A 19,696-nucleotide genomic window follows, 5' to 3' on the forward strand; every position below is an offset into this window, starting at 1 on the left:
AGGGTGTCGTTGCCTCAGCCGCTCTCCAGGGCAGCAGATCAGGCGCGCTTGGCCTCGATCACGTCCCAGATCTTCGCCGCGATGTCCGGCCCGCCGAGCCGTGCCACCGCACGGATACCGGTCGGCGAGGTCACGTTGATCTCGGTCAGATAGCCGTCGATTACGTCGATACCGACGAACAACAGCCCACGCTCACGTAGCTTCGGCCCGAGTGTCGCGCAGATCTCGCGCTCGCGCGGCGACAATTCGGTCGCGGCCGCGGCGCCGCCGCGGACCATGTTGGAGCGCAGATCGTCTTCGGCCGGCACGCGGTTGACCGCGCCGGCGAATTCGCCGTCGACCAGGATGATGCGCTTGTCGCCGTGTTTGACCTCGGGAAGGAAGCGCTGGATCACCCACGGCTCGCGGAACGTGACCGCGAACATGTCGTAGAGCGAGCCGAAATTGATGTCCTGCGGCAGCACCCGAAACACCGCCGCGCCGCCATGGCCGTGCAGCGGCTTCATCACCACCGCGCCGTGCTCGGCCCGGAACGCGTTGATCTCGTCCTTGTCGCGGCTGATCAGCGTCGGCGGCATCAGCTCGGCAAAATCCATCACGAACAGTTTCTCCGGTGCGTTGCGCACGCTGGCCGGATTGTTGACCACCAGCGTCGACGGATGAATCCGCTCGAGCAGATGCGTCGAGGTGATGTAGGCGAGATCGAACGGCGGATCCTGCCGCAGCAGCACCACGTCGTAACTACGCATATCGACGCGGGTCGGTTCACCCAGGGTGAAGTGATCGTCTTCCTGATCGCGTACTTTCAGGCTCTGCACCGAGGCGACCACATCGTTGCCGCGTAGCGACAGCTTGTCGGGCGTGAAGTACGAGATCGCGTGGCCGCGAGCCTGCGCTTCGAGCAGCAGCGCGAACGTCGAATCGCCGCGGATGTTGATCCGCGCGATGGGGTCCATCTGGACGGCGACCTTCAATGTCATGTCGTGTGTTCCGAGGTTGGCAGAGCGGCGGTGACGATGCGGGGTGGCGGCGGCTTGGTCAAGCAGCCGGGCTCATGGCGTGGCGTCGAATGCGCCCGGCAGATGCCGAGGCGCTGTGTTGGGGGCAATCAGGATGGCGTCGAAGCGCAGCTCGCTCATCGCGTGTTCGGGATGCCGGCTCAACCATGCTTCGGCGGCCGCAACGATGCGGCTCTGCTGCCGCGGCGTCACCGCGTAGGCGGCATCGTCGACATTGCCGCGTGCCTTCACTTCGACGAACGCCACCAGCGCGTCGCGCTGCGCCACCAGATCGATTTCGCCGCAGCGGGTTTTGAAGCGCCGCGCCAGGATGCGGTAGCCTTGTCGTTCGAGATAATCCGCCGCGCTGGCTTCGGCCGACAGGCCGGTGCGAAACGCTGCGATGCGCGCTAGCACGGAGGTTTGCGAACGATCAGTCTTCGCCATCGTCGGCCTCGCGCTGCCGCGACAGCTCCAATGCGCGCGCGTAAATCTCGCGCTTGTGCCGGCCCGAAAGCTCGACCGCCTGCGCGACCGCGTCCTTGACGCTGTGGCGAGTCAGAGCTTCGCTCAGCCAGCGGTCGAGGTCGTCGTCGCTCATCACCCGCGAGGCCGGATCGGGCGGCCCGATCACCACGACGAATTCGCCGCGTGTCTCCATCGTGTCAGCTTGGGCGGCGAGCTCGCCGAGGGTGGCGCGCCGCACCTCCTGATGCAGCTTGGTGAGTTCGCGGCAGATCGCAGCCTCGCGTGTCGCACCGAGCAGGTCGGCAAAATCATGCACCGAGTTCTGAATCCGGCTGCCGGCTTCGAACAGCACCAGCGTCGCATCGATCGACGCCAGCTCACCGAGCCGCGTACGGCGGGCTCCCTGTTTGGAAGGTAGAAAACCGTCGAAGAAGAACCGGTCGGTCGGCAGGCCGGCGAGCGACAGGGCAACCAACACGGCTGACGCGCCGGGTAGTCCGATCACTTGATGTCCGGCAGCGTACACCTCGCGCACCAGCTTGTAGCCGGGATCGGAAATCAGCGGCGTACCGGCATCGGAGACCAGCGCGACCGACTGGCCCTGCGCCAGCATTTCCAAAAGCTTTGGCCGCGCCTGCGCGGCATTGTGCTCGTGGTACGGCTTCAGCCGCGCCGAGATGCCATATCGTTCGAGCAAGCGGTGCGTAATTCGTGTATCTTCGCACGCGATCAGATCGGTGCCGGCGAGCGTTTCCAGCGCACGTAGAGTGATGTCGCCGAGGTGACCGATCGGGGTGGCGACCAGATGCAGTCCCGGTGCGATGCGCGGGGCGACCAGACGTTGGCCGGCGACCAGAAACGTTCGTGCCTCCGGTTCCGCCGCTGCGGACGGCGGTGCTGAAATTTCTGGTTTGACGCGCATCGCCACTAACTTGATCGGCCTGGACGGCAGGATGGCAGAGGAAAGGTTGAAAACGACGGCACGGTGATTTGTCCGGCGCTCGTAATGAGCATAAACCTTTTGGCCCGGTTAATCATTGGCCGACATTGTGATGAAATCTTCCGTCAAAGGCCGAAAGGCCGATCGTACGGAGGACGACACGGGATCCGGCAGCCCCGCCGGACCGCTGCAAGAGATGGCATGGCAAGCTTGCACGATCCAGACACGAAACCGTTGCGAACCACCCGCCGCACCGCGCTGGGCCTGCTCCTCGGAGCGCCGCTGCTGAGCGCCTGCTCGGGCGTCCAGCAAAGCCTGAGCGATCAGTTCGGCCAGCAACAGCCCGCCACTGGGCCGGCGCAGCAGCCGGCTGCGGTCGGCAACGGCCGGGTCAAGGTCGGGCTGGTGCTGCCGCTGTCGGCGCCGGGCAACGCCGGGCTCGCCGCACAGTCGATGAAGAACGCCGCCGAAATGGCGCTCGCCGAATTCCGCAATCCGGACGTTCAGCTCCTGATCAAGGACGACGCCGGCAATCCGACAGGTGCGCAGACCGCGACCCAGCAGGCGCTGGACGAAGGCGCCGAGATCATTCTTGGGCCGCTGTTCGCCCAATCGGTGCCGGCTGCGGCGCAGGCGGCCCGCGCCCGCGGCGTGTCCGTGATCGCATTCTCGACCGACTCCAGCGTCGCCGGTCGCGGCGTGTTTCTGCTCAGTTTCCTGCCGGAGTCCGACGTCAACCGCATCATCGGCTATGCCGGCAGCATCGGGAAGCGGTCTTATGCGGCACTGCTGCCCGAGAACGCTTACGGCGCGGTGGTCGAAGCTGCGTTCAAGCAGATCACCAGCCAAAAGGGCGGCCGCATCGTCGCATTCGAAAAATACGGCGCCGACCGTGCCGGTCCGGCGCGAACCATCGCGGCCTCTCTTGCCAGTGCCGATGCGCTGTTGCTCGCCGATGATGGCGACGCGCTGGCCGCGGTGGCCGACGCGCTCGGGGCTGCCGGCGCGGATCTGAAGCGGGTGCAGCTGCTCGGCACCGGGCTGTGGGACAATCCGCGGGTTTTCGCTACGCAGAGTCTGCAAGGCGGCCTGTTTGCGGCCCCCGATCCGTCCGGCTTCCGCGCGTTTTCGGGCCGCTATCGCGCCCGCTACGGCCAGGACCCGGTCCGCACCGCGACGCTCGCTTATGACGGCGTCGCGCTGGTGGCGGCGCTCGCCCGCACCCAGGGCCCGCAGCGGTTCTCCGCCGAAACGCTGACCAATCCGTCCGGCTTCGCCGGCATCGACGGGCTGTTCAGGTTCAGGGCCGATGGCACTAACGAGCGCGGCCTTGCGGTGATGAAGGTCGCCAGCGGCGGTGCTCAGGCGGTTGCCGGTTCGCCGAAGAGCTTCGGCGCCTGACAACCAACGTCAGCGCCTCAGGGCTTCTGCTCCACCCAGCCCAGCAGGGCGTCGAGCGCGGGGCAAAGTGACTGCCCCCAATCGGTGAGGTGATATTCCACTCTCGGCGGCACTTCCGGATACACCGTTCTGGCCACGATGCCGTCGGCCTCCAGCTGCCGGAGTTGCTGGGCCAGCATCTTCTGCGAGACGTCGGGGATCGAGCGCTCCAGTTCGGAGAACCGCAAGACGCGGCCGCCGAACAGATGAAACAGGATCAGGATTTTCCAGCGGCCCTCGAGCAGCCGGAAGCCGGCCGCGATGCCCTGCGCGGCGGTCAGCGGCGTGTGGACTGGGTTACTTCGAGGTAAGTCACCGACCTTTTCGTGCGTTCTTGCCATGGCCGCAGCCTATTGCCAGCTCTGTCACGTCGCAATCCTGCGGCGCTTTCGAGAGTTGAGCGAGGTCCCCATGACGGTTTCCCTTCCCGCACCGATAGAAGCCTATTTCGTCGCCTCCAATGCACGGGCGGTGCAGGATGTTGCAGCGGCCTTCGCCGCCGATGCCGAGGTCCGCGACGAGGGCAAGATCCATCGTGGGCGCGAAGCGATCGCGGCTTGGAAGCGCGCGGCACTCGACAAGTATCAGATGCAGATGGAGCCACTGACGATCGAACGGGCCGCACAGACCGCGATCGTTACGGCCCACGTCGCAGGCGATTTTCCGGGCAGTCCCGCGCGGCTGACCTATCGGTTCGGTCTCGGCGAGGACGGCATCACATCGCTCGAGATCGGCGCATAGTCCGCTAGGCCGCCAGATCGGCCACCACGGCGTCGAGCACCGGGAAGCCCTCTTGCGTCACGCGCAGGCGGCCATCGGCGTCGACCGCGATCGCGCCCTCTTCGCGCAGCAGTGCGATCCGCGACGGATCGAGCGGGCGGCCGGACAGTAGTTGATAGCGCTGCGGATCGATGCCTTCGGCAAGCCGCAGCCCCATCAGCAGGAATTCGTCGGCGCGCTCTTCGCTGGTGAGGCGTTCGTCGGCGATCAGCCCGTGGCCGGTGGCTTCCACCCGCATCAGCCAGCTCTCGGGGCGTTTCTCGGTCGCGGTGGCGTAGCGCACCGCGCCGATATCGAGCCGGCCGTGGGCGCCGGGGCCGATCCCGGCATATTCCTGGCCGCGCCAGTAGATCAGATTATGCCGGCACTCTGCGCCTGGGCGGGCGTGGTTGGAAATCTCGTAAGCCGGCAGGCCGAGTTCGGCGCACACTGATTGAGTGACGTCGTACAGCGCCCGTGCTTCGGCCTCGTCCGGCGTCGGCAGTTTGCCGGCCTTGTGCAGCGAATAGAACGGCGTATCGGGCTCGATGGTGAGTTGATACAGCGACAGATGCTCGGCGGCCTCGCCGATCGCGTAGCGCAGTTCGGCCTCCCACATCGCCGCGGTCTGTCCCGGCCGCGCATAGATCAGGTCGAACGAATAGCGGTCGAACGCCGACTTGGCGATCGCTACCGCATTCAGGGCTTCTTCGGCCGAATGCAGCCGGCCGAGCGCTTTCAGCGAGGCATCGTCGAGCGCCTGCACGCCGAGCGACACGCGGTTGACGCCGGCGGCGCGATAGCCGCGAAACCGCGTCGCCTCGACGCTGGTCGGATTGGCTTCGAGCGTCACTTCGGCGTCGGGCGCGACCTGCCAGTGCCGCGCGATCGCGTCCAGGATCGCCGCCACCGTCGATGGCTGCATCAGGGACGGCGTGCCGCCGCCGAGAAAGATCGAGCTCACCTGACGCGGCCCGATCCGCTCTGCGGTGGTGGCGATCTCACGCGCAAACGCGCGGGCGAACCGCTCCTCGTCGATCGCGGCGTGGCGGACGTGGCTGTTGAAGTCGCAATACGGGCACTTCGATAGGCAGAACGGCCAGTGCACGTAGACGCCGAAAGCTGGGTCGGAGCTAGCCCGCAAGGCAGATCTCCGCGAGTTTGACGAATGCCTTGGCGCGATGCGACAGGCCAAGCCCGAGCGGCGGCAGGCCGTGCTTTTCGATGCTGGTCATCTCGCCGAAGGTGCGGCTGTGACCCTCGGGCAGGAACACCGGGTCATAGCCGAAGCCGGCGGTGCCGCGCGGCGGCCACGCCAAAGTGCCGTCGGCGCGGGCTTCGACCTCTTCGACATGCCCGTCCGGCCAGGCGACGCACAGCGCTGAGACGAAATGCGCGGTGCGCCGCTCCGGCGCCCTGGCGCCGCGTTCCTGCAGCAGCCTTTCGATCCGCGCCATGGCAGCGCCGAAGTCCTTGGTCTCGCCGGCCCAGCGTGCGGAATATATTCCCGGGGCACCGTCGAGCGCGTCCACCGCAAGGCCGGAATCGTCAGCAAACGCCGGCAGTTGCGCGGCCTTGGCGGCGGCTTCGGCCTTGATCCGGGCATTGGCCTGGAAGCTGTCGCCGGTCTCGTCCGGCTCGGCGAGGCCGAGCTCGCCGGCGGAGATCGCTTCGATGCCGTAAGGCGCCAAGAGCTCGCGCATCTCGGCCAGCTTGCCGGGATTGTGGGTGGCGATAACGAGCTTGCCGGTGATTCGACGATGCATGGCGATGTCAGCCTAGCTCAGCTCGCGTTGCAAAGAAGTGGCAGGAATGACTCACCCAACCGCCATTTTCTGCAGGTCCACCAGCCGGGCGACGCCCTTTTGCGCCAGCGCCATCAGCTGCAGGAACTCGTCCTGCGAGAACGGAGTGCGTTCCGCGGTGCCCTGCACTTCGACCAGCCGGCCGTCGCCGGTCATCACGAAGTTGGCGTCGGTCTCGGCCTCGGAATCCTCGGCGTAGTCGAGGTCCAGCACTGGCGTGCCGTTGTAGATGCCGCAGGAAATCGCCGCGACGTTATCGCGGAGCACCTGGCCCTTGATCATGTTGCGGGCCTTCATCCAGTTCAGGCAGTCCGCAAGCGCCACCCAGGCGCCGGTAATCGAGGCGGTCCGGGTGCCACCGTCGGCCTGCAGCACGTCGCAGTCGACCGTGATCTGGCGCTCGCCGAGCGCCTCGAGATCGACGATGGTGCGCAGCGAGCGGCCGATCAGGCGCTGAATCTCCACGGTCCGGCCGTTCTGCTTGCCGGCCGAGGCTTCGCGGCGGGTGCGCTCCAGGGTGGCGCGCGGCAGCATGCCGTATTCGGCCGTCACCCAGCCGCGGCCCTGGCCCTTCAGCCACGGCGGCAGCCGCTCTTCCAGGGTGGCGGTCACCAGCACATGGGTGTCGCCGAACTTCACCAGGCAGGAGCCCTCGGCATATTTGACGACGCCGCGTTCCAGCGACACGGCGCGCAATTCGTCGGGCGCACGGCGGCTCGGCCGCATGGGGGACCTCCATCTATGGCAGGGGGAAGAACAATGTTGCGGTGCTTTTAGGGGGCCGCAGCCGCAGCGGCAAGGGTTGCGGGCCAAAGCCATGCGCTCCCCGCTTGTAACCGGGCCGAAGCGACGACAAATTAAGGGGATTACGGAGGACAATTTGGCTCAGCACGACCCGATCGGCCTGATCGCGCCCAATGCCGGCCTTGCCCAGCTCAACGAGCGCTCGCGGGAGATTTTTCGTCAGATCGTCGAAAGCTATCTCGCGACCGGTGAGCCGGTGGGCTCCCGCAACATTTCCCGTCTGATTTCCGTCCCGCTGTCGCCGGCTTCGGTGCGCAACGTCATGGCCGATCTCGAACAGCTCGGCCTGATCTACGCCCCGCACACCTCGGCCGGCCGGCTACCGACCGAACTCGGCCTGCGGTTCTTCGTCGACGCCCTGATGCAGGTCGGCGACCTGACCGAGCCGGAGCGGCAGTCGATCCAGGCGCAGCTTTCGTCAGTGGGGCGGGCCCACACGGTGGAAGCCGCGCTCGGCGAGGCGTTGACGCGGCTGTCGGGGCTGACGCGCGCCGCCGCGGTGGTGCTGACTGCCAAGGCCAACGTCCGGCTCAAGCACATCGAATTCGTCCGGCTGGAGCCGGAGCGTGCCCTGGTGATCCTGGTGGCCGAAGACGGTCAGGTCGAGAACCGCGTGCTGACGCTGCCGCCGGGTGTGCCGTCGTCGGCGCTGATCGAGGCGGCCAATTATCTCAACGCGCGGATTCGCGGCCGGACGCTGGCCGAAGCCCGGCTCGAGCTCGAATCGCTGATGGTTCAGAACAAGGCCGAGCTCGATCAGCTCACCCAGAAGGTCATCGCGGCGGGCATCGCCAGCTGGTCCGGCGGTGACGGCGAAGACCGGCAGCTGATCGTGCGCGGCCACGCCAATCTGCTCGAAGACCTGCACGCGCTCGACGATCTGGAGCGGGTGCGGCTGTTGTTCGATGACCTCGAGACCAAGCGCGGGGTGATCGATCTGCTCGGCCGCGCCGAAAGCGCCGACGGCGTACGGATCTTCATCGGCTCGGAAAACAAGCTGTTCTCGCTGTCGGGCTCGTCCACCATCATCGCGCCCTATAGCGACGGCGCCGGCCACATCGTCGGGGTGCTCGGCGTGATCGGCCCGACTCGGCTGAACTATGCGCGGGTGATCCCGATGGTCGATTACACCGCGCGGATCGTCAGCCGGATGCTCGGCGGCTGATTTTCCGAAACTTGATTTTCGCGCCGCAAACCACGATATCCCGGCCAGCTCTCCCGTAACGATCCAGAGATTTTTCAAGAAGGTAGCGTGATGACCGAGACTGATGGACAGAAGGACAACAACCAGGACACGGCGCAGGCCGCCGCCGATCCGGTCGTTTCCAAGCCGTACATCATGCCGGACGACCCGGAAGAAGGATCGAACGAGGCACTGGTGCGTGAGGCTGCGGACGCGCGCGACAAGATGCTGCGGACGCTCGCCGAAATGGAGAATCTGCGGAAGCGGACCCAGAAGGAAGTCGCCGACGCACGTACCTATGGGGTGACCTCGTTCGCGCGCGACGTGCTCGATATCGCCGACAATCTGCAGCGTGCGCTCGACGCGGTGCCGGCCGACGCCCGCGCCAATGCCGAGCCGGGTCTGAAGGCGCTGATCGAGGGCGTTGAGCTGACCGAACGCTCGCTGCTCAACGCGCTGGAAAAGAACGGCGTCAAGAAGTTCGATCCGAAGGGCCAGAAGTTCGATCCGAACTTCCAGCAGGCGATGTACGAAGTGCCGGATCCGTCGGTGCCGGCCGGCACCGTGGTGCAGGTGGTTCAGGCCGGCTTCACGATCGGTGACCGTGTGCTGCGTCCGGCGCTGGTCGGTGTCGCCAAGGGCGGGGCCAAGGCTCCGCCGAGCGACGGCGGCAGCGAGACCGGCAGCGTCAACTGAGGCGAGCTGCGGCTTCGGCGCGAGCCGGAGCCGCGCCGCTGATCAGCTTCAAGTTGTTCTGAGAGACAAAAACGACGCGCCGCCTGCGCGTCGTTTTTCACTTGATCAGCGTGGCTGCAGACCGTCGCGGACTTTGCGGAAGCGCGGAAACGCGGTTTCCCATTGCTCTTTCGGCGACGAGCCGATCACCCGCATCGCCACATTGGCGCTGCCGAAGCGCAGCCACTGCACCACGGTCACGGGCGTATTGTCCTTGCCACTGACGCCGGTGACCCGGGTCTCGAATCCGGGCGCGCCGTCGATCCGGATCGGCTCCGACATCGTGATCTTGCTCTCGCGCACGCCGGGGATTGCTTCGGCCGCCTGCTGGGCGAAGCGGGCGCGGTCGTCGGTCTTCTCCGGCACCGAGCCGATCAGGCCGAGCACCATGAACGGACCGGTCTCGACCGCTTCTTCGTTGCCGTCGGTCAGCAGCAATGCAGCGCCGGGGGCCAGCGTCCGCACCGTCTTGAAGTCGCCGAGCTCGCGGATCTTGAACGGCATCTGCGCGACCTGCTCGTCGATCGGCACCTGCTGCCGCACCGACACCGACGACAGCATCTTCTTGACCGCCTCGTCCGAGTAGGTCTTCGCCTCGGTGGCCGGCACCTGGACGGCGACGTAGCCGGAAAACAGCTTGCTGCCGGGCACGATCAGCGAATAGCGGCGGACCTTGTCGGGCCCCACCACGGCATCTTCGGCGGTGAAATAGCCGTTGCCGGCGGCGGTCTCGATCTTCTCCGGCTTGACGTTGCCGAGCGAGCCTTCGGGCGCGGATTTGAAGGCCGCGTCGATCTGATCGAACGCCGGCCCCGGCAGCTCGGAGACCAGCACCTTGACGCCTTGGTCGGCGGACTCAAAGCCCAGGAAGGCCGTGGACTGGTTCAGCCCCGGCATCGGCACGATGCCGACCCGGATGCCGCGTGGGTAAACCGCATCGGCGGCGACCGCGTTGGTCGCGGCGGCCGACAGCAGGGCAATCGCAAACAAGCGCGCTATCTGTCTCATGGCGAGTTGTCCTGGGGCTGCATTGAGGCCGTTGTTTGGTCGGGTTCGACCGGGTTTGGTGCTGCAAATCGGACGGCCGGCGACCGCGATGATGCGCTGCGCGCGCCGGCCCGGCAAGCCGCGCCGCAGCGCGCTATGCAGGCGGTTCGTAACGATTCGTAAAGCCCATGTTTTCGTGATCGAAACGCCGCCACGGTCCTTGCGGACCCGCCCCCCCCTCCTATATCAGGCTCACCGCCGCCAAATCGCGAGCAAGTGAATTTTCTTAGGGGGTTTGGACCGGTGCGCCGTCAGGGCCCGTCCAACTCGCCGCAAAAAGAAGGATGTGAACACCATGGGAAAGGTCATTGGTATCGACCTCGGCACCACGAATTCGTGCGTTGCCGTAATGGATGGTAAGTCTGCCAAAGTCATCGAGAACGCCGAGGGTATGCGCACGACCCCGTCGATCGTCGCGATCACCGACGACGGCGAGCGTCTGGTCGGCCAGCCGGCGAAGCGTCAGGCGGTCACCAATCCCGAGCGCACCTTCTTCGCAGTCAAGCGCCTGATCGGCCGCCGCTACGACGACCCGATGGTCGAGAAGGACAAGGGTCTCGTCCCCTACAAGATCGTCAAGGCTTCCAACGGCGACGCCTGGGTCGAAGCCGACGGCAAGACCTATTCGCCCTCGCAGGTCTCGGCCTTCATTCTGCAGAAGATGAAGGAGACCGCGGAAGCGCATCTCGGCCAGAAAGTCGATCAGGCCGTCATCACCGTTCCGGCGTACTTCAACGACGCCCAGCGCCAGGCCACCAAGGACGCCGGCAAGATCGCCGGTCTCGAAGTGCTGCGCATCATCAACGAGCCGACCGCGGCCGCGCTGGCCTACGGTCTCGACAAGGCCAAGACCGGCACCATCGCGGTGTACGACCTCGGCGGCGGCACCTTCGACGTCTCGATCCTGGAGATCGGCGACGGCGTGTTCGAGGTGAAGTCGACCAACGGCGACACTTTCCTCGGCGGTGAAGACTTCGACATGCGTCTGGTCAACTACCTCGCCGACGAATTCCAGAAGGAGCAGGGCATCGACCTGCGCAAGGACAAGCTTGCGCTGCAGCGCCTGAAGGAAGCCGCCGAAAAGGCCAAGATCGAGCTGTCGTCGACGACGCAGACCGAGATCAACCTGCCGTTCATCACCGCGGACCAGTCCGGTCCGAAGCATCTGACCATGAAGCTGACTCGCGCCAAGTTCGAAGCGCTGGTCGACGACCTGGTGCAGAAGACCATCGAGCCGTGCCGCAAGGCGCTGAAGGATGCCGGCCTCACCGCCGGTGAGATCAGCGAAGTGGTGCTGGTCGGCGGCATGACCCGCATGCCGAAGGTCCAGGAAGTGGTGAAGCAGCTGTTCGGCAAGGAGCCGCACAAGGGCGTCAACCCGGACGAAGTCGTGGCGATCGGCGCTGCGATCCAGGCCGGCGTGCTGCAGGGCGACGTCAAGGACGTGCTGCTGCTCGACGTGACCCCGCTGTCGCTGGGCATCGAGACGCTGGGTGGCGTGTTCACCCGCATCATCGATCGCAACACCACGATCCCGACCAAGAAGAGCCAGGTGTTCTCGACCGCCGAAGACAATCAGAACGCGGTCACCATCCGGGTCTTCCAGGGTGAGCGCGAGATGGCGGCCGACAACAAGATGCTCGGTCAGTTCGACCTGATGGGCATTCCGCCGGCACCGCGCGGCATGCCGCAGATCGAAGTGACGTTCGACATCGACGCCAACGGCATCGTCAACGTCTCGGCCAAGGACAAGGCGACCGGCAAGGAGCAGCAGATCCGCATCCAGGCTTCTGGCGGTCTGTCCGACTCCGAGATCGACAAGATGGTCAAGGACGCCGAAGCCAACGCGGCCGAAGACAAGAAGCGCCGCGAAGCGGTCGATGCCAAGAACCACGCCGACGCGCTGGTGCACTCCACCGAGAAGGCGCTGGCCGAGCATGGTTCGAAGATCGACGAAGGTGAGCGCCGCAGCATCGAAGACGCACTGAGCGATCTGCGCGAAGCCCTGAAGGGCGACGACGCCGAGGCGATCAAGACCAAGAGCAATACGCTGGCGCAGGCTTCGATGAAGCTCGGCGAAGCGATGTACAAGCAGGCCGAAGCCGGCGGCGCTGCGCAGCAGGCCGGTAAGGACGACGTGGTCGACGCCGAGTTCACCGAAGTCGACGACGACAAGAAGAAGTCGGCGTAAGTCACCTCCGACGGAGACTACGCGACGTGGACCATGCCCCCATCTGAGGAACGCCATCCGCGGTCATCAGGTGGGGGTTGTCTTGTAAGGCGTATCGATCCCGTTTCGGGATTGGGCGCCGGCCGTGGCGGACCCTCCCTCGGAACGGTTCTTTCACCGGCATGAAAGCTGCACGCACCCGGAGCCAAACGGGTCGAATTCCAGCAGGTTTGACGGATGTCCACTACCAAGCGTTGCTACTACGAAACCCTCGAAGTCGAGCGCAACGCCGACGATTCGACGCTGAAGAGCGCCTTCCGCAAGCTCGCGATGAAATGGCACCCGGACCGCAATCCGGGCGACCCGCAGTGCGAGATTAAGTTCAAAGAGATCAACGAAGCCTACGAAGTCCTCAAGGATGGCGATAAGCGCGCCGCCTACGACCGCTACGGCCACGCGGCGTTTGAGCAGGGCGGCTTCGGCGGCGGCGCCGGGTTCGGCGCGGGCTTTGCCTCGTCGTTCTCCGACATCTTCGAAGATCTGTTCGGCATGGCGGCGCAGCGCGGCCGCGGCACCGGCCGCGAGCGTGGCGCCGACCTGCGCTACAATATGGAAATCACCCTGGAGGACGCCTTCAAGGGCAAGACCGCTCAGATCGAAATTCCGGTCTCGGTCACCTGCGAAGCCTGCTCTGGGACCGGCGCCAAGGCCGGCACCAAGCCGAAGACCTGTTCGACCTGCGGCGGCGCCGGCCGCGTCCGTCAGGCCCAGGGCTTCTTCACGCTGGAGCGGACTTGCCCGAGCTGCCAGGGCCGGGGCCAGACCATCGAAGACCCCTGCCCGTCCTGCACCGGCTCCGGCCGCGTCACCAAGGAGCGGACGCTGTCGGTCAACATTCCGCAGGGCGTCGAAGACGGCACCCGGATCCGGCTGGCCGGTGAAGGCGAAGCCGGTCTGCGCGGCGGACCGCCCGGCGACCTCTATATTTTCCTGTCGCTGGCCAACCACGCCATCTTCCAGCGCGACGGCGCTGATTTGCACTGCCGCGTGCCGATCTCGATGGTGACGGCGGCGCTCGGCGGCGAATTCGAAGTGCCGACGATCGATCGCGGTAAGACCAAGGTCAAAGTCCCGTCGGGCACGCAGACCGGCCGCCGATTCCGCATCGCCGGCAAGGGCATGCCAGTGCTGCGCTCGCGGCAGGTCGGCGACATGTATGTCCAGGTGGTCGTCGAAACGCCACAGAACCTCACCAAGAAGCAGCAGGAACTGCTGGCGGAGTTCGAAAAATTGTCCTCCGGTGAAACCCAGCCCGAGGCCGTGGGTTTCTTCTCGAAGGTCAAAGAATTCTTTGGCTCCCGCGCTAGCGCTCCCTGACGGTCGTCTAACTTGACCGGCCTGGGTGTGGCCTATACTTGTTGATGTAACAAAAATTTGACACTGGGCCGCGTTTTCCCGGTTGGTAGCTGAATGGCTTTGCAGTCGTCCGTTCGCGCGTTCAAGAAGCCACCCCGTCCGCTTGTCGACGAGGTTCGCTTTCTGCGCTCCTGGATTGAGAAGCCGTTACACATGGGCGCGGTGATGCCGTCGGGCAAGCTGCTTGCCCGGACCATGGCGCGTTACGTCGACATCCAATCCGATGGCCCCGTCGTCGAACTTGGGCCTGGGACCGGCGCGATTACCAGCGCGCTGGTGGAGCATGGCGTCGACCAGAAACGTCTGGTTCTGCTGGAATTTGATCCTGGATTCTGCGCGCTGCTGCGCGAGCGCTTTCCGCTCGCCAAAGTCGTGCAGGGCGATGCTTACCGGCTGCGCGACTCGCTATGGGACGCGCTCGAGGTCCCGGCAACTGCAGTCGTGTCCGGTCTGCCGCTGGTGACCAAGCCGATGCTGACGCGGATGAAACTGATCCGCGATGCGTTCACGCTGCTCGAACCCGGCGCGCCGTTCGTGCAATTCACCTATTCGGTGGCCCCTCCGATCCCGAAGTCGCTGCCCGGCGTGTCGACCGAGGGCTCCGAGCGAATCTGGATGAACGTTCCGCCCGCCCGTGTCTGGGTTTACCGCAAGCGCTGACGCGCCGCCGGTTCAAGCTCCGACTTCTCTGATTTGCTGACAGCACTTGGTTCGCGATCACCCCGCCCGCCCTTGATCGCGGCGGCGCGCTGGGGGATACCGGGCCATGTCCGCGGTCAAGATCTTGATCATTCCCGGTTCGCTGCGCACCGGCTCGCACAATGTGCGGCTGGCGGCCGCTGCCGCGCACGAATTCGCCCGGGCCGATATCGACACCACTTGGCTGTCGCTTGCCGACTATCAGCTGCCGATCTACGACGCCGACTTCGAGGCGAAATCCGGCGTGCCGAAGAACGCCGTCGGCCTGAAGCGGATGATCGGAGCGCACCATGGCGTGCTGATTGTCAGTCCTGAATACAATTCGGCGCCGCCGCCGCTGCTCAAGAACGCGATCGACTGGGTGTCGCGGGTCGAGGATCCGCATGAGACCCAGGGGCAGGTGTTTCGCGACCGCGCATTTGCGCTCGCCGCAGCCTCTGAAGGCAAGCTCGGTGGTGCGCGCTGCCTCGCCGCGCTGCGGCTGATCCTGTCCGGCTGCCGCGCGCCCGTGATTCCCAATCAGCTCACGCTGTCGTTCGCCCACGAGGCTTATGACGACAACGATCGGCTCAAGCACCCGGCCGACATCGCCGCCCTGCAGGCGATGGTGCGGCAACTGATCGATTTCGCCCAGCAGATGATGAGGTAACGAGTTCATGGCGCCAGCCGACACCCCTGACCGCGACCGGCTGATCGTCGCGCTCGATCTGCCCGATATTCGTGTCGCGGAAGCGATGGTCGACCGGCTCGGCGACAGCGTCGGCTTCTACAAGATCGGTTATCAGCTCGCTTATGCAGGCGGACTGCCGCTGGCCCGCGCTCTGGTCGGCGCCGGCAAGAAGGTGTTCGTCGACCTCAAGTTGCACGACATCGGCAACACCGTTGCGCGCGGCGTCGAAAGTCTGAGCCATCTCGGCGCCAGCTTCCTCACCGTCCATGCCTATCCGCAGACCATGAAGGCCGCGGTCGAGGCTCGCGGCTCCTCCAAGGTGAAGATCCTCGCCGTCACCGTGCTGACGTCGTACGACGACCGCGATCTGGCGGACGCCGGCTATCGGTTCGGCGTGCGCGATCTGGTCGAAGCGCGCGCCCGCCAGGCGCAGGCGATCGGCGTCGACGGCCTGGTCTGTTCGCCGGAAGAAGCCGCGCATCTGCGAGGTATCGTCGGACCCGAGATGGATCTGGTGACGCCGGGCATTCGCCCTGCAGGCTCAGCGGCTGGCGATCAGAAGCGGATCATGACGCCTGCCAAGGCGATCGCTGCCGGTGCCAGCTATCTGGTGGTCGGCCGGCCGGTGCTGGACGCGCCCGATCCCAAGGCCGCGGCCGATGCGATCGTCGCCGAGATCACCGCCGCACGCGGATCATAACAAACAACAAGGGAGAGCTTTGAGATGCCCAAGGGCTACTGGGTGGCGCGGATGGACGTGCACGACCTCGACGGCTACAAGCGCGACTACGTCGCCCATAACGGCGCGGTTTTTGCCAAATACGGCGCCAAGTTTCTGGTGCGCGGCGGCACGTTCGAGGCCAATGAAGGGCCGGCGCGATCGCGCAACGTGGTGATCGAGTTCAAGGACTACGAGACCGCGCTCGCCTGCTACCACTCGCCGGAGTATCAGGCGCTGATCAAGGCGCGCTCGCCGTTCTCGCAGGGCGAACTGGTGATCATCGAGGGTTATGACGGGCCGCAGCCGTCCTGACGTCGAGACGAAACGCCGCCGCCCCAGCGCTCGGTAAGTTGCCGGACGCGGGGCCGGCGGCTATACCGCGGCATTGAAAAAGGATGCTCAGCCGATGTCCGATATGCGCCTGATCGTTGCCGGAGCCGGTGGCCGCATGGGCCGGGCGCTGACCCGCGCCATTAGCGAGACCGAGGGCGTGGTGCTGACGGGCGCTCTGGAGTCGCCGAATTCCGAGCTGCTCGGCAAGGATGCCGGCACCCTCGCCGGCCTGTCCGCCAACGGTGTGCTGCTGTCGGCCGACCTGTGGTCGCTGTCGGCGAATGCCGACGGCATCGTCGATTTCACAGTGCCGCAGGCCACCATCGCCAATGTGGCGATCGCGGCGCAGCGCGGCATCGCCCACATTATCGGCACCACCGGACTGTCGGCCTCTGATAACGCGGTGATCCAGAGCGTCACCAACCGCGCCGTGGTGGTGAAGTCCGGCAATATGAGCCTCGGCGTCAATCTGCTGGCCGCGATCGCCAAGCGCGTCGCGCAGTCGCTCGACGACAGCTTCGACATCGAGATCGTCGAGATGCATCACCGCGCCAAGGTCGATGCGCCGTCCGGCACGGCGCTGCTGCTCGGCGAAGCGGTGGCGGCCGGCCGCAAGATCGATCTCGCCACTCACTCCGCACGCGGCCGCGACGGCCTCACCGGCGCCCGCAAGCCCGGCGATATCGGCTTTGCGTCGCTGCGCGGCGGCACCGTCACCGGTGATCACACCGTGATCTTCGCGGGCGCCTCGGAGAGGATCGAACTCACCCACAAGGCCGAAGATCGCATGATCTTCGCCCACGGCGCGCTGACGGCGGCGCGCTGGGCCAAGGACAAGAAGCCCGGCCTGTATTCGATGGCCGATGTGCTCGGCCTCGGCGACATCTGAAGTCCGCGTCGATTAGTTGAGCGTTTACTGAGGCGGGCCGTTCGGCCCGCCCGCTCGCAGCGCTTCAGCGCTCGATCAATCCTAGCCGATCAGCGACTTGCCGGTCATCTCCGCCGGCTGCGGCAATTCCATCAGCTTCAGCAGGGTCGGGGCGAGGTCGGAGAGCTGGCCGTCGCTCAGCGGGCCGTTGTCGCCGACCAGCAGCACGGGCACCGGATTGGTGGTGTGCGCGGTGTGCGGGCCGCCGGTTTCCGGATCGCGCATCATCTCGCAATTGCCGTGGTCGGCCGTGACCAGCAGCGCACCGCCGGCCTTGCGGATCGCCGCGACGATACGGCCGAGCTGGGTGTCGACGGTCTCGACCGCCTTGATCGCAGCCGGCAGGCTGCCGGTGTGGCCAACCATGTCCGGATTGGCGAAGTTGAGGACGATCAGGTCGTACTTACCGGACTCGATCGCGGCGACGGCCTTGTCGCCGAGCTCCGGCGCCGACATTTCCGGCTGCAGATCGTAGGTTGCGACCTTCGGCGACGGCACCATGATCCGGTCTTCGCCCGGATAAGGCACTTCCTCGCCGCCATTCAGGAAGTAAGTGACGTGCGGATACTTCTCCGTCTCCGCCATCCGAAGCTGATGCAGGCCGGCGTCGGCGACCACCTGGCCGAGGCCGTTCACCAGGCTTTGCGGCGGGAAGATCGTACCCATCAGCGCATCAAGTGCGGTCGAGTACTGCGTCATGCCGACGGCGGCCGCGATCTTCTTCACCTGTTTGCGCGGGAAGCCGGCGAAAGCGGGATCGAGCAAGGCGGCAAGGATCTCGCGCACCCGGTCGGCGCGGAAGTTGAAGCACAGCACGCCGTCGCCATCGCGCATGCCCTGATAGTCACCGACGACGGCGGGCACGATGAACTCGTCGTTCACCCCGGCCGCATAGCCGTCGGCGATCACCGAGTCGGCGTTCGCAAATCGCGGCCCGTCAGCATCGGCGATCACCCCATAGGCCTTGGACACCCGCTCCCAGCGGTTGTCGCGGTCCATCGCATAATAGCGGCCGCTGACGGTGGCGATCGGCACACTCGGCGGCAGGTCGGCGCGCAGCCGGGCGATATCGTCGACTGCGGACTTCGGCGGCGTATCGCGGCCGTCGGTGAAGGCATGGAGCACCGTCGGCACGCCGGCCTTGGTCAGAATCCGGGCCAGCGCGCAGGCGTGGTCCTGGTGCGAGTGCACGCCGCCGGGCGACACCAGGCCCATCAGATGGCAGGTGCCGCCGCTGGCGCGCAATTTTTCGATGAACGTCACCAGACCCGGCGCCCGCTCGATCTCGCCGCTGGCGATGGCGTCGCTGATCCGCGGCAGATCCTGCATCACCACGCGGCCGGCACCGATGTTGAGATGGCCGACCTCGGAGTTGCCCATCTGGCCGTTCGGCAGTCCGACCGATTTGCCGGAGGTGCGCAGAAACGCGTGCGGGCCGTTGGTCCAGAGCGCGTCGAAGGTCGGAGTCTTGGCCTGCAGCACGGCGTTGTCCGCCGGGTCCTCGCGCCACCCCCAGCCATCGAGAATCACGAGCATCACGGGGCGGCGGGACTGCATGGCAACAACTTTCCTGGATGTGGGGGGCGCCTCAGCGCCCCTCACACCTATGGTCGCGACCCGCCCCCGTCAATCGGGTTAGGCCTGCAGCTCAATCGGCCCTGAGTTGCCCGGCTTCCCAGCCGATCATCGCCTGCTTGCGGGTTAGGCCCCAGTGATAGCCGGTGAGCGCGCCGCCTTTGCCGAGAGCGCGATGGCACGGCACCACGAACGAGATCGGGTTCTTGCCGACCGCCGCGCCGACCGCGCGCGAGGCTTTCGGCAGGCTGATCTTGGCGGCGATGTCCGAGTAGCAAACCGCCTTGCCGAGCGGGATCTTCAGCAGCGTCTCCCACACCCGCACCTCGAAGTCTGTGCCGATCAGCACCACCCGCAGAGGTTGCTCGGCCCGCCACTGCGCCGGATCGAAGATCCGCTGCGCCAGCGGAGCGGTCGCCTCCTGGTCCGGCACGCTGAGCGCGCGCGGCCAGCGCTGCTGCAGATCGAGCAGCGCCGCCTGCTCCTCGCCGGGATCGGCAAAGGCAAGACCAGCAAGGCCGCGATCCGACGCGATGATCACCGCTGTGCCGAACGGGGACGGATGGAATCCGTAACGCAGGCTGAGCCCGGCGCCGCCGCTTTTCCATTCGCCCGGCGACATCGCCTCGTGGGTGACGAACAGATCGTGCAGCCGGCCGGGGCCAGACAGACCGGACGCCAAGGCGGCGTCGAGCACGCTGGCGGAATCGCGCAGCAGCGACTTGGCATGGTCGAGCGTCAGCGCCTGCATGAACGCCTTCGGCGTCAGCCCGGCCCAACGCCGGAACAGATGGTGCAGCTCGTCGGGCGTCAGACCGGCGGCCTCGGCGATCGCCTCGATGGTCGGCTGCGCCTTCCATTTCTGCGAGATGAAGGCGATGGCGCGCCGCACGCAGTCGTAATCGGCCAGCGCGGAATCGCGGGCACCGGGTTTGATCAGCTGGTGGTCGGCAAGGGCGAGGTTCATCATACCGCCGATGTTACCCGCCGCGGCGCGCGCCGCCA

21 protein-coding genes are annotated in these 19,696 nt (G+C 66.0%); 11 read left to right on the forward strand and 10 right to left on the reverse strand.

The window, feature by feature from the left end:
• Window positions 1-38 precede the first annotated feature (38 nt).
• From gshB to rsmI, 3 genes are all read right to left on the reverse strand, one after another.
• Window positions 39-980, reverse strand: coding sequence for a glutathione synthase (gene gshB / locus DY467_RS12705; protein ID WP_164636442.1), 942 nt, complete (start codon window positions 978-980; stop codon window positions 39-41).
• A gap of 72 nt (window positions 981-1,052) precedes the next feature.
• Complete coding sequence (locus DY467_RS12710; RefSeq protein ID WP_164636444.1) at window positions 1,053-1,445, reverse strand: YraN family protein; 393 nt, start codon at window positions 1,443-1,445, stop codon at window positions 1,053-1,055.
• Window positions 1,432-2,388, reverse strand: a complete 957-nt coding sequence (gene rsmI, locus DY467_RS12715) for a 16S rRNA (cytidine(1402)-2'-O)-methyltransferase (RefSeq protein ID WP_164636446.1) — start codon at window positions 2,386-2,388, stop codon at window positions 1,432-1,434. The genes DY467_RS12710 and rsmI overlap by 14 nt, the downstream gene beginning before the upstream one ends.
• Before the next feature lie 219 nt (window positions 2,389-2,607).
• On the opposite strand from rsmI, the gene DY467_RS12720 reads away from it, so the two are divergent.
• Window positions 2,608-3,807 (forward strand): penicillin-binding protein activator, encoded by a 1,200-nt coding sequence (locus tag DY467_RS12720; protein WP_164636448.1) that lies wholly within the window; start codon window positions 2,608-2,610, stop codon window positions 3,805-3,807.
• A gap of 17 nt (window positions 3,808-3,824) precedes the next feature.
• Here DY467_RS12720 and DY467_RS12725 read toward each other — a convergent pair whose 3' ends face one another.
• Window positions 3,825-4,187, reverse strand: coding sequence for a winged helix-turn-helix transcriptional regulator (locus DY467_RS12725; protein ID WP_164636450.1), 363 nt, complete (start codon window positions 4,185-4,187; stop codon window positions 3,825-3,827).
• Here DY467_RS12725 and DY467_RS12730 point away from each other — a divergent pair.
• On the forward strand, window positions 4,186-4,587 hold the full coding sequence (locus DY467_RS12730) for a nuclear transport factor 2 family protein (protein WP_205502316.1): 402 nt from the start codon (window positions 4,186-4,188) through the stop codon (window positions 4,585-4,587). The genes DY467_RS12725 and DY467_RS12730 overlap by 2 nt on opposite strands.
• Window positions 4,588-4,591: 4 nt before the next feature.
• Here the strand turns inward: DY467_RS12730 and hemW are convergent, their stop codons facing one another.
• The 3 genes from hemW to rph are packed head-to-tail and all read right to left on the reverse strand — an operon-like array spanning window position 4,592 to window position 7,136.
• Entirely contained in the window at window positions 4,592-5,749 is a 1,158-nt protein-coding gene (hemW, locus tag DY467_RS12735; RefSeq protein ID WP_107342565.1) for a radical SAM family heme chaperone HemW, read from the reverse strand.
• Window positions 5,739-6,371: an RdgB/HAM1 family non-canonical purine NTP pyrophosphatase gene (gene rdgB, locus DY467_RS12740; protein WP_164636452.1), complete on the reverse strand. Its 633-nt coding sequence runs from the start codon at window positions 6,369-6,371 to the stop codon at window positions 5,739-5,741. Before rdgB ends, hemW begins: the two co-directional genes overlap by 11 nt.
• Window positions 6,372-6,422: 51 nt before the next feature.
• Window positions 6,423-7,136 carry a ribonuclease PH gene (gene rph, locus DY467_RS12745; protein WP_011155897.1) on the reverse strand — a complete coding sequence of 238 codons (714 nt, stop codon included), beginning with the start codon at window positions 7,134-7,136 and terminating at the stop codon, window positions 6,423-6,425.
• A 154-nt stretch (window positions 7,137-7,290) separates the two neighbouring features.
• Between rph and hrcA the strand changes: the two genes are divergently transcribed.
• On the forward strand, window positions 7,291-8,379 hold the full coding sequence (hrcA, locus tag DY467_RS12750; protein ID WP_107342567.1) for a heat-inducible transcriptional repressor HrcA: 1,089 nt from the start codon (window positions 7,291-7,293) through the stop codon (window positions 8,377-8,379).
• 90 nt (window positions 8,380-8,469) lie between these two features.
• A complete protein-coding gene (grpE, locus tag DY467_RS12755; RefSeq protein ID WP_164636454.1) occupies window positions 8,470-9,093 on the forward strand; it encodes a nucleotide exchange factor GrpE in 624 nt (207 codons plus the stop codon).
• Window positions 9,094-9,198: 105 nt separating this feature from the next.
• Here grpE and DY467_RS12760 read toward each other — a convergent pair whose 3' ends face one another.
• Window positions 9,199-10,140 carry a hypothetical protein gene (locus DY467_RS12760; RefSeq protein ID WP_164636455.1) on the reverse strand — a complete coding sequence of 314 codons (942 nt, stop codon included), beginning with the start codon at window positions 10,138-10,140 and terminating at the stop codon, window positions 9,199-9,201.
• Window positions 10,141-10,474: 334 nt separating this feature from the next.
• Here DY467_RS12760 and dnaK point away from each other — a divergent pair, with 334 nt between their 5' ends.
• From dnaK to dapB, 7 genes are all read left to right on the forward strand, one after another.
• The gene (gene dnaK / locus DY467_RS12765) at window positions 10,475-12,370 is read left to right on the forward strand and encodes a molecular chaperone DnaK (protein WP_107342570.1); all 1,896 of its coding nucleotides are present in this window, start codon (window positions 10,475-10,477) and stop codon (window positions 12,368-12,370) included.
• A 216-nt stretch (window positions 12,371-12,586) separates the two neighbouring features.
• Window positions 12,587-13,726 carry a molecular chaperone DnaJ gene (gene dnaJ, locus DY467_RS12770; protein WP_011155902.1) on the forward strand — a complete coding sequence of 380 codons (1,140 nt, stop codon included), beginning with the start codon at window positions 12,587-12,589 and terminating at the stop codon, window positions 13,724-13,726.
• A gap of 93 nt (window positions 13,727-13,819) precedes the next feature.
• Complete coding sequence (locus DY467_RS12775) at window positions 13,820-14,425, forward strand: class I SAM-dependent methyltransferase (RefSeq protein WP_107342571.1); 606 nt, start codon at window positions 13,820-13,822, stop codon at window positions 14,423-14,425.
• 106 nt (window positions 14,426-14,531) lie between these two features.
• Window positions 14,532-15,113, forward strand: a complete 582-nt coding sequence (locus DY467_RS12780; RefSeq protein ID WP_107342572.1) for an NADPH-dependent FMN reductase — start codon at window positions 14,532-14,534, stop codon at window positions 15,111-15,113.
• Window positions 15,114-15,120: 7 nt separating this feature from the next.
• Window positions 15,121-15,834 (forward strand): orotidine-5'-phosphate decarboxylase, encoded by a 714-nt coding sequence (pyrF, locus tag DY467_RS12785; RefSeq protein WP_164636457.1) that lies wholly within the window; start codon window positions 15,121-15,123, stop codon window positions 15,832-15,834.
• Between the two features lie 24 nt (window positions 15,835-15,858).
• Window positions 15,859-16,167, forward strand: a complete 309-nt coding sequence (locus tag DY467_RS12790) for a DUF1330 domain-containing protein (protein ID WP_107342574.1) — start codon at window positions 15,859-15,861, stop codon at window positions 16,165-16,167.
• 94 nt (window positions 16,168-16,261) lie between these two features.
• Window positions 16,262-17,077, forward strand: a complete 816-nt coding sequence (dapB, locus tag DY467_RS12795; RefSeq protein ID WP_107342575.1) for a 4-hydroxy-tetrahydrodipicolinate reductase — start codon at window positions 16,262-16,264, stop codon at window positions 17,075-17,077.
• 81 nt (window positions 17,078-17,158) lie between these two features.
• Here dapB and gpmI read toward each other — a convergent pair whose 3' ends face one another.
• Both gpmI and DY467_RS12805 read right to left on the reverse strand, forming a co-directional pair.
• On the reverse strand, window positions 17,159-18,673 hold the full coding sequence (gene gpmI, locus DY467_RS12800; RefSeq protein WP_164636459.1) for a 2,3-bisphosphoglycerate-independent phosphoglycerate mutase: 1,515 nt from the start codon (window positions 18,671-18,673) through the stop codon (window positions 17,159-17,161).
• Between the two features lie 91 nt (window positions 18,674-18,764).
• Complete coding sequence (locus DY467_RS12805; RefSeq protein WP_107346384.1) at window positions 18,765-19,661, reverse strand: methylated-DNA--[protein]-cysteine S-methyltransferase; 897 nt, start codon at window positions 19,659-19,661, stop codon at window positions 18,765-18,767.
• Window positions 19,662-19,696: the final 35 nt, after the last annotated feature.

The sequence above is a fragment of the Rhodopseudomonas sp. BR0G17 genome, from assembly GCF_010907025.1.
GTDB classification, from domain to species: domain Bacteria; phylum Pseudomonadota; class Alphaproteobacteria; order Rhizobiales; family Xanthobacteraceae; genus Rhodopseudomonas; species Rhodopseudomonas palustris_H.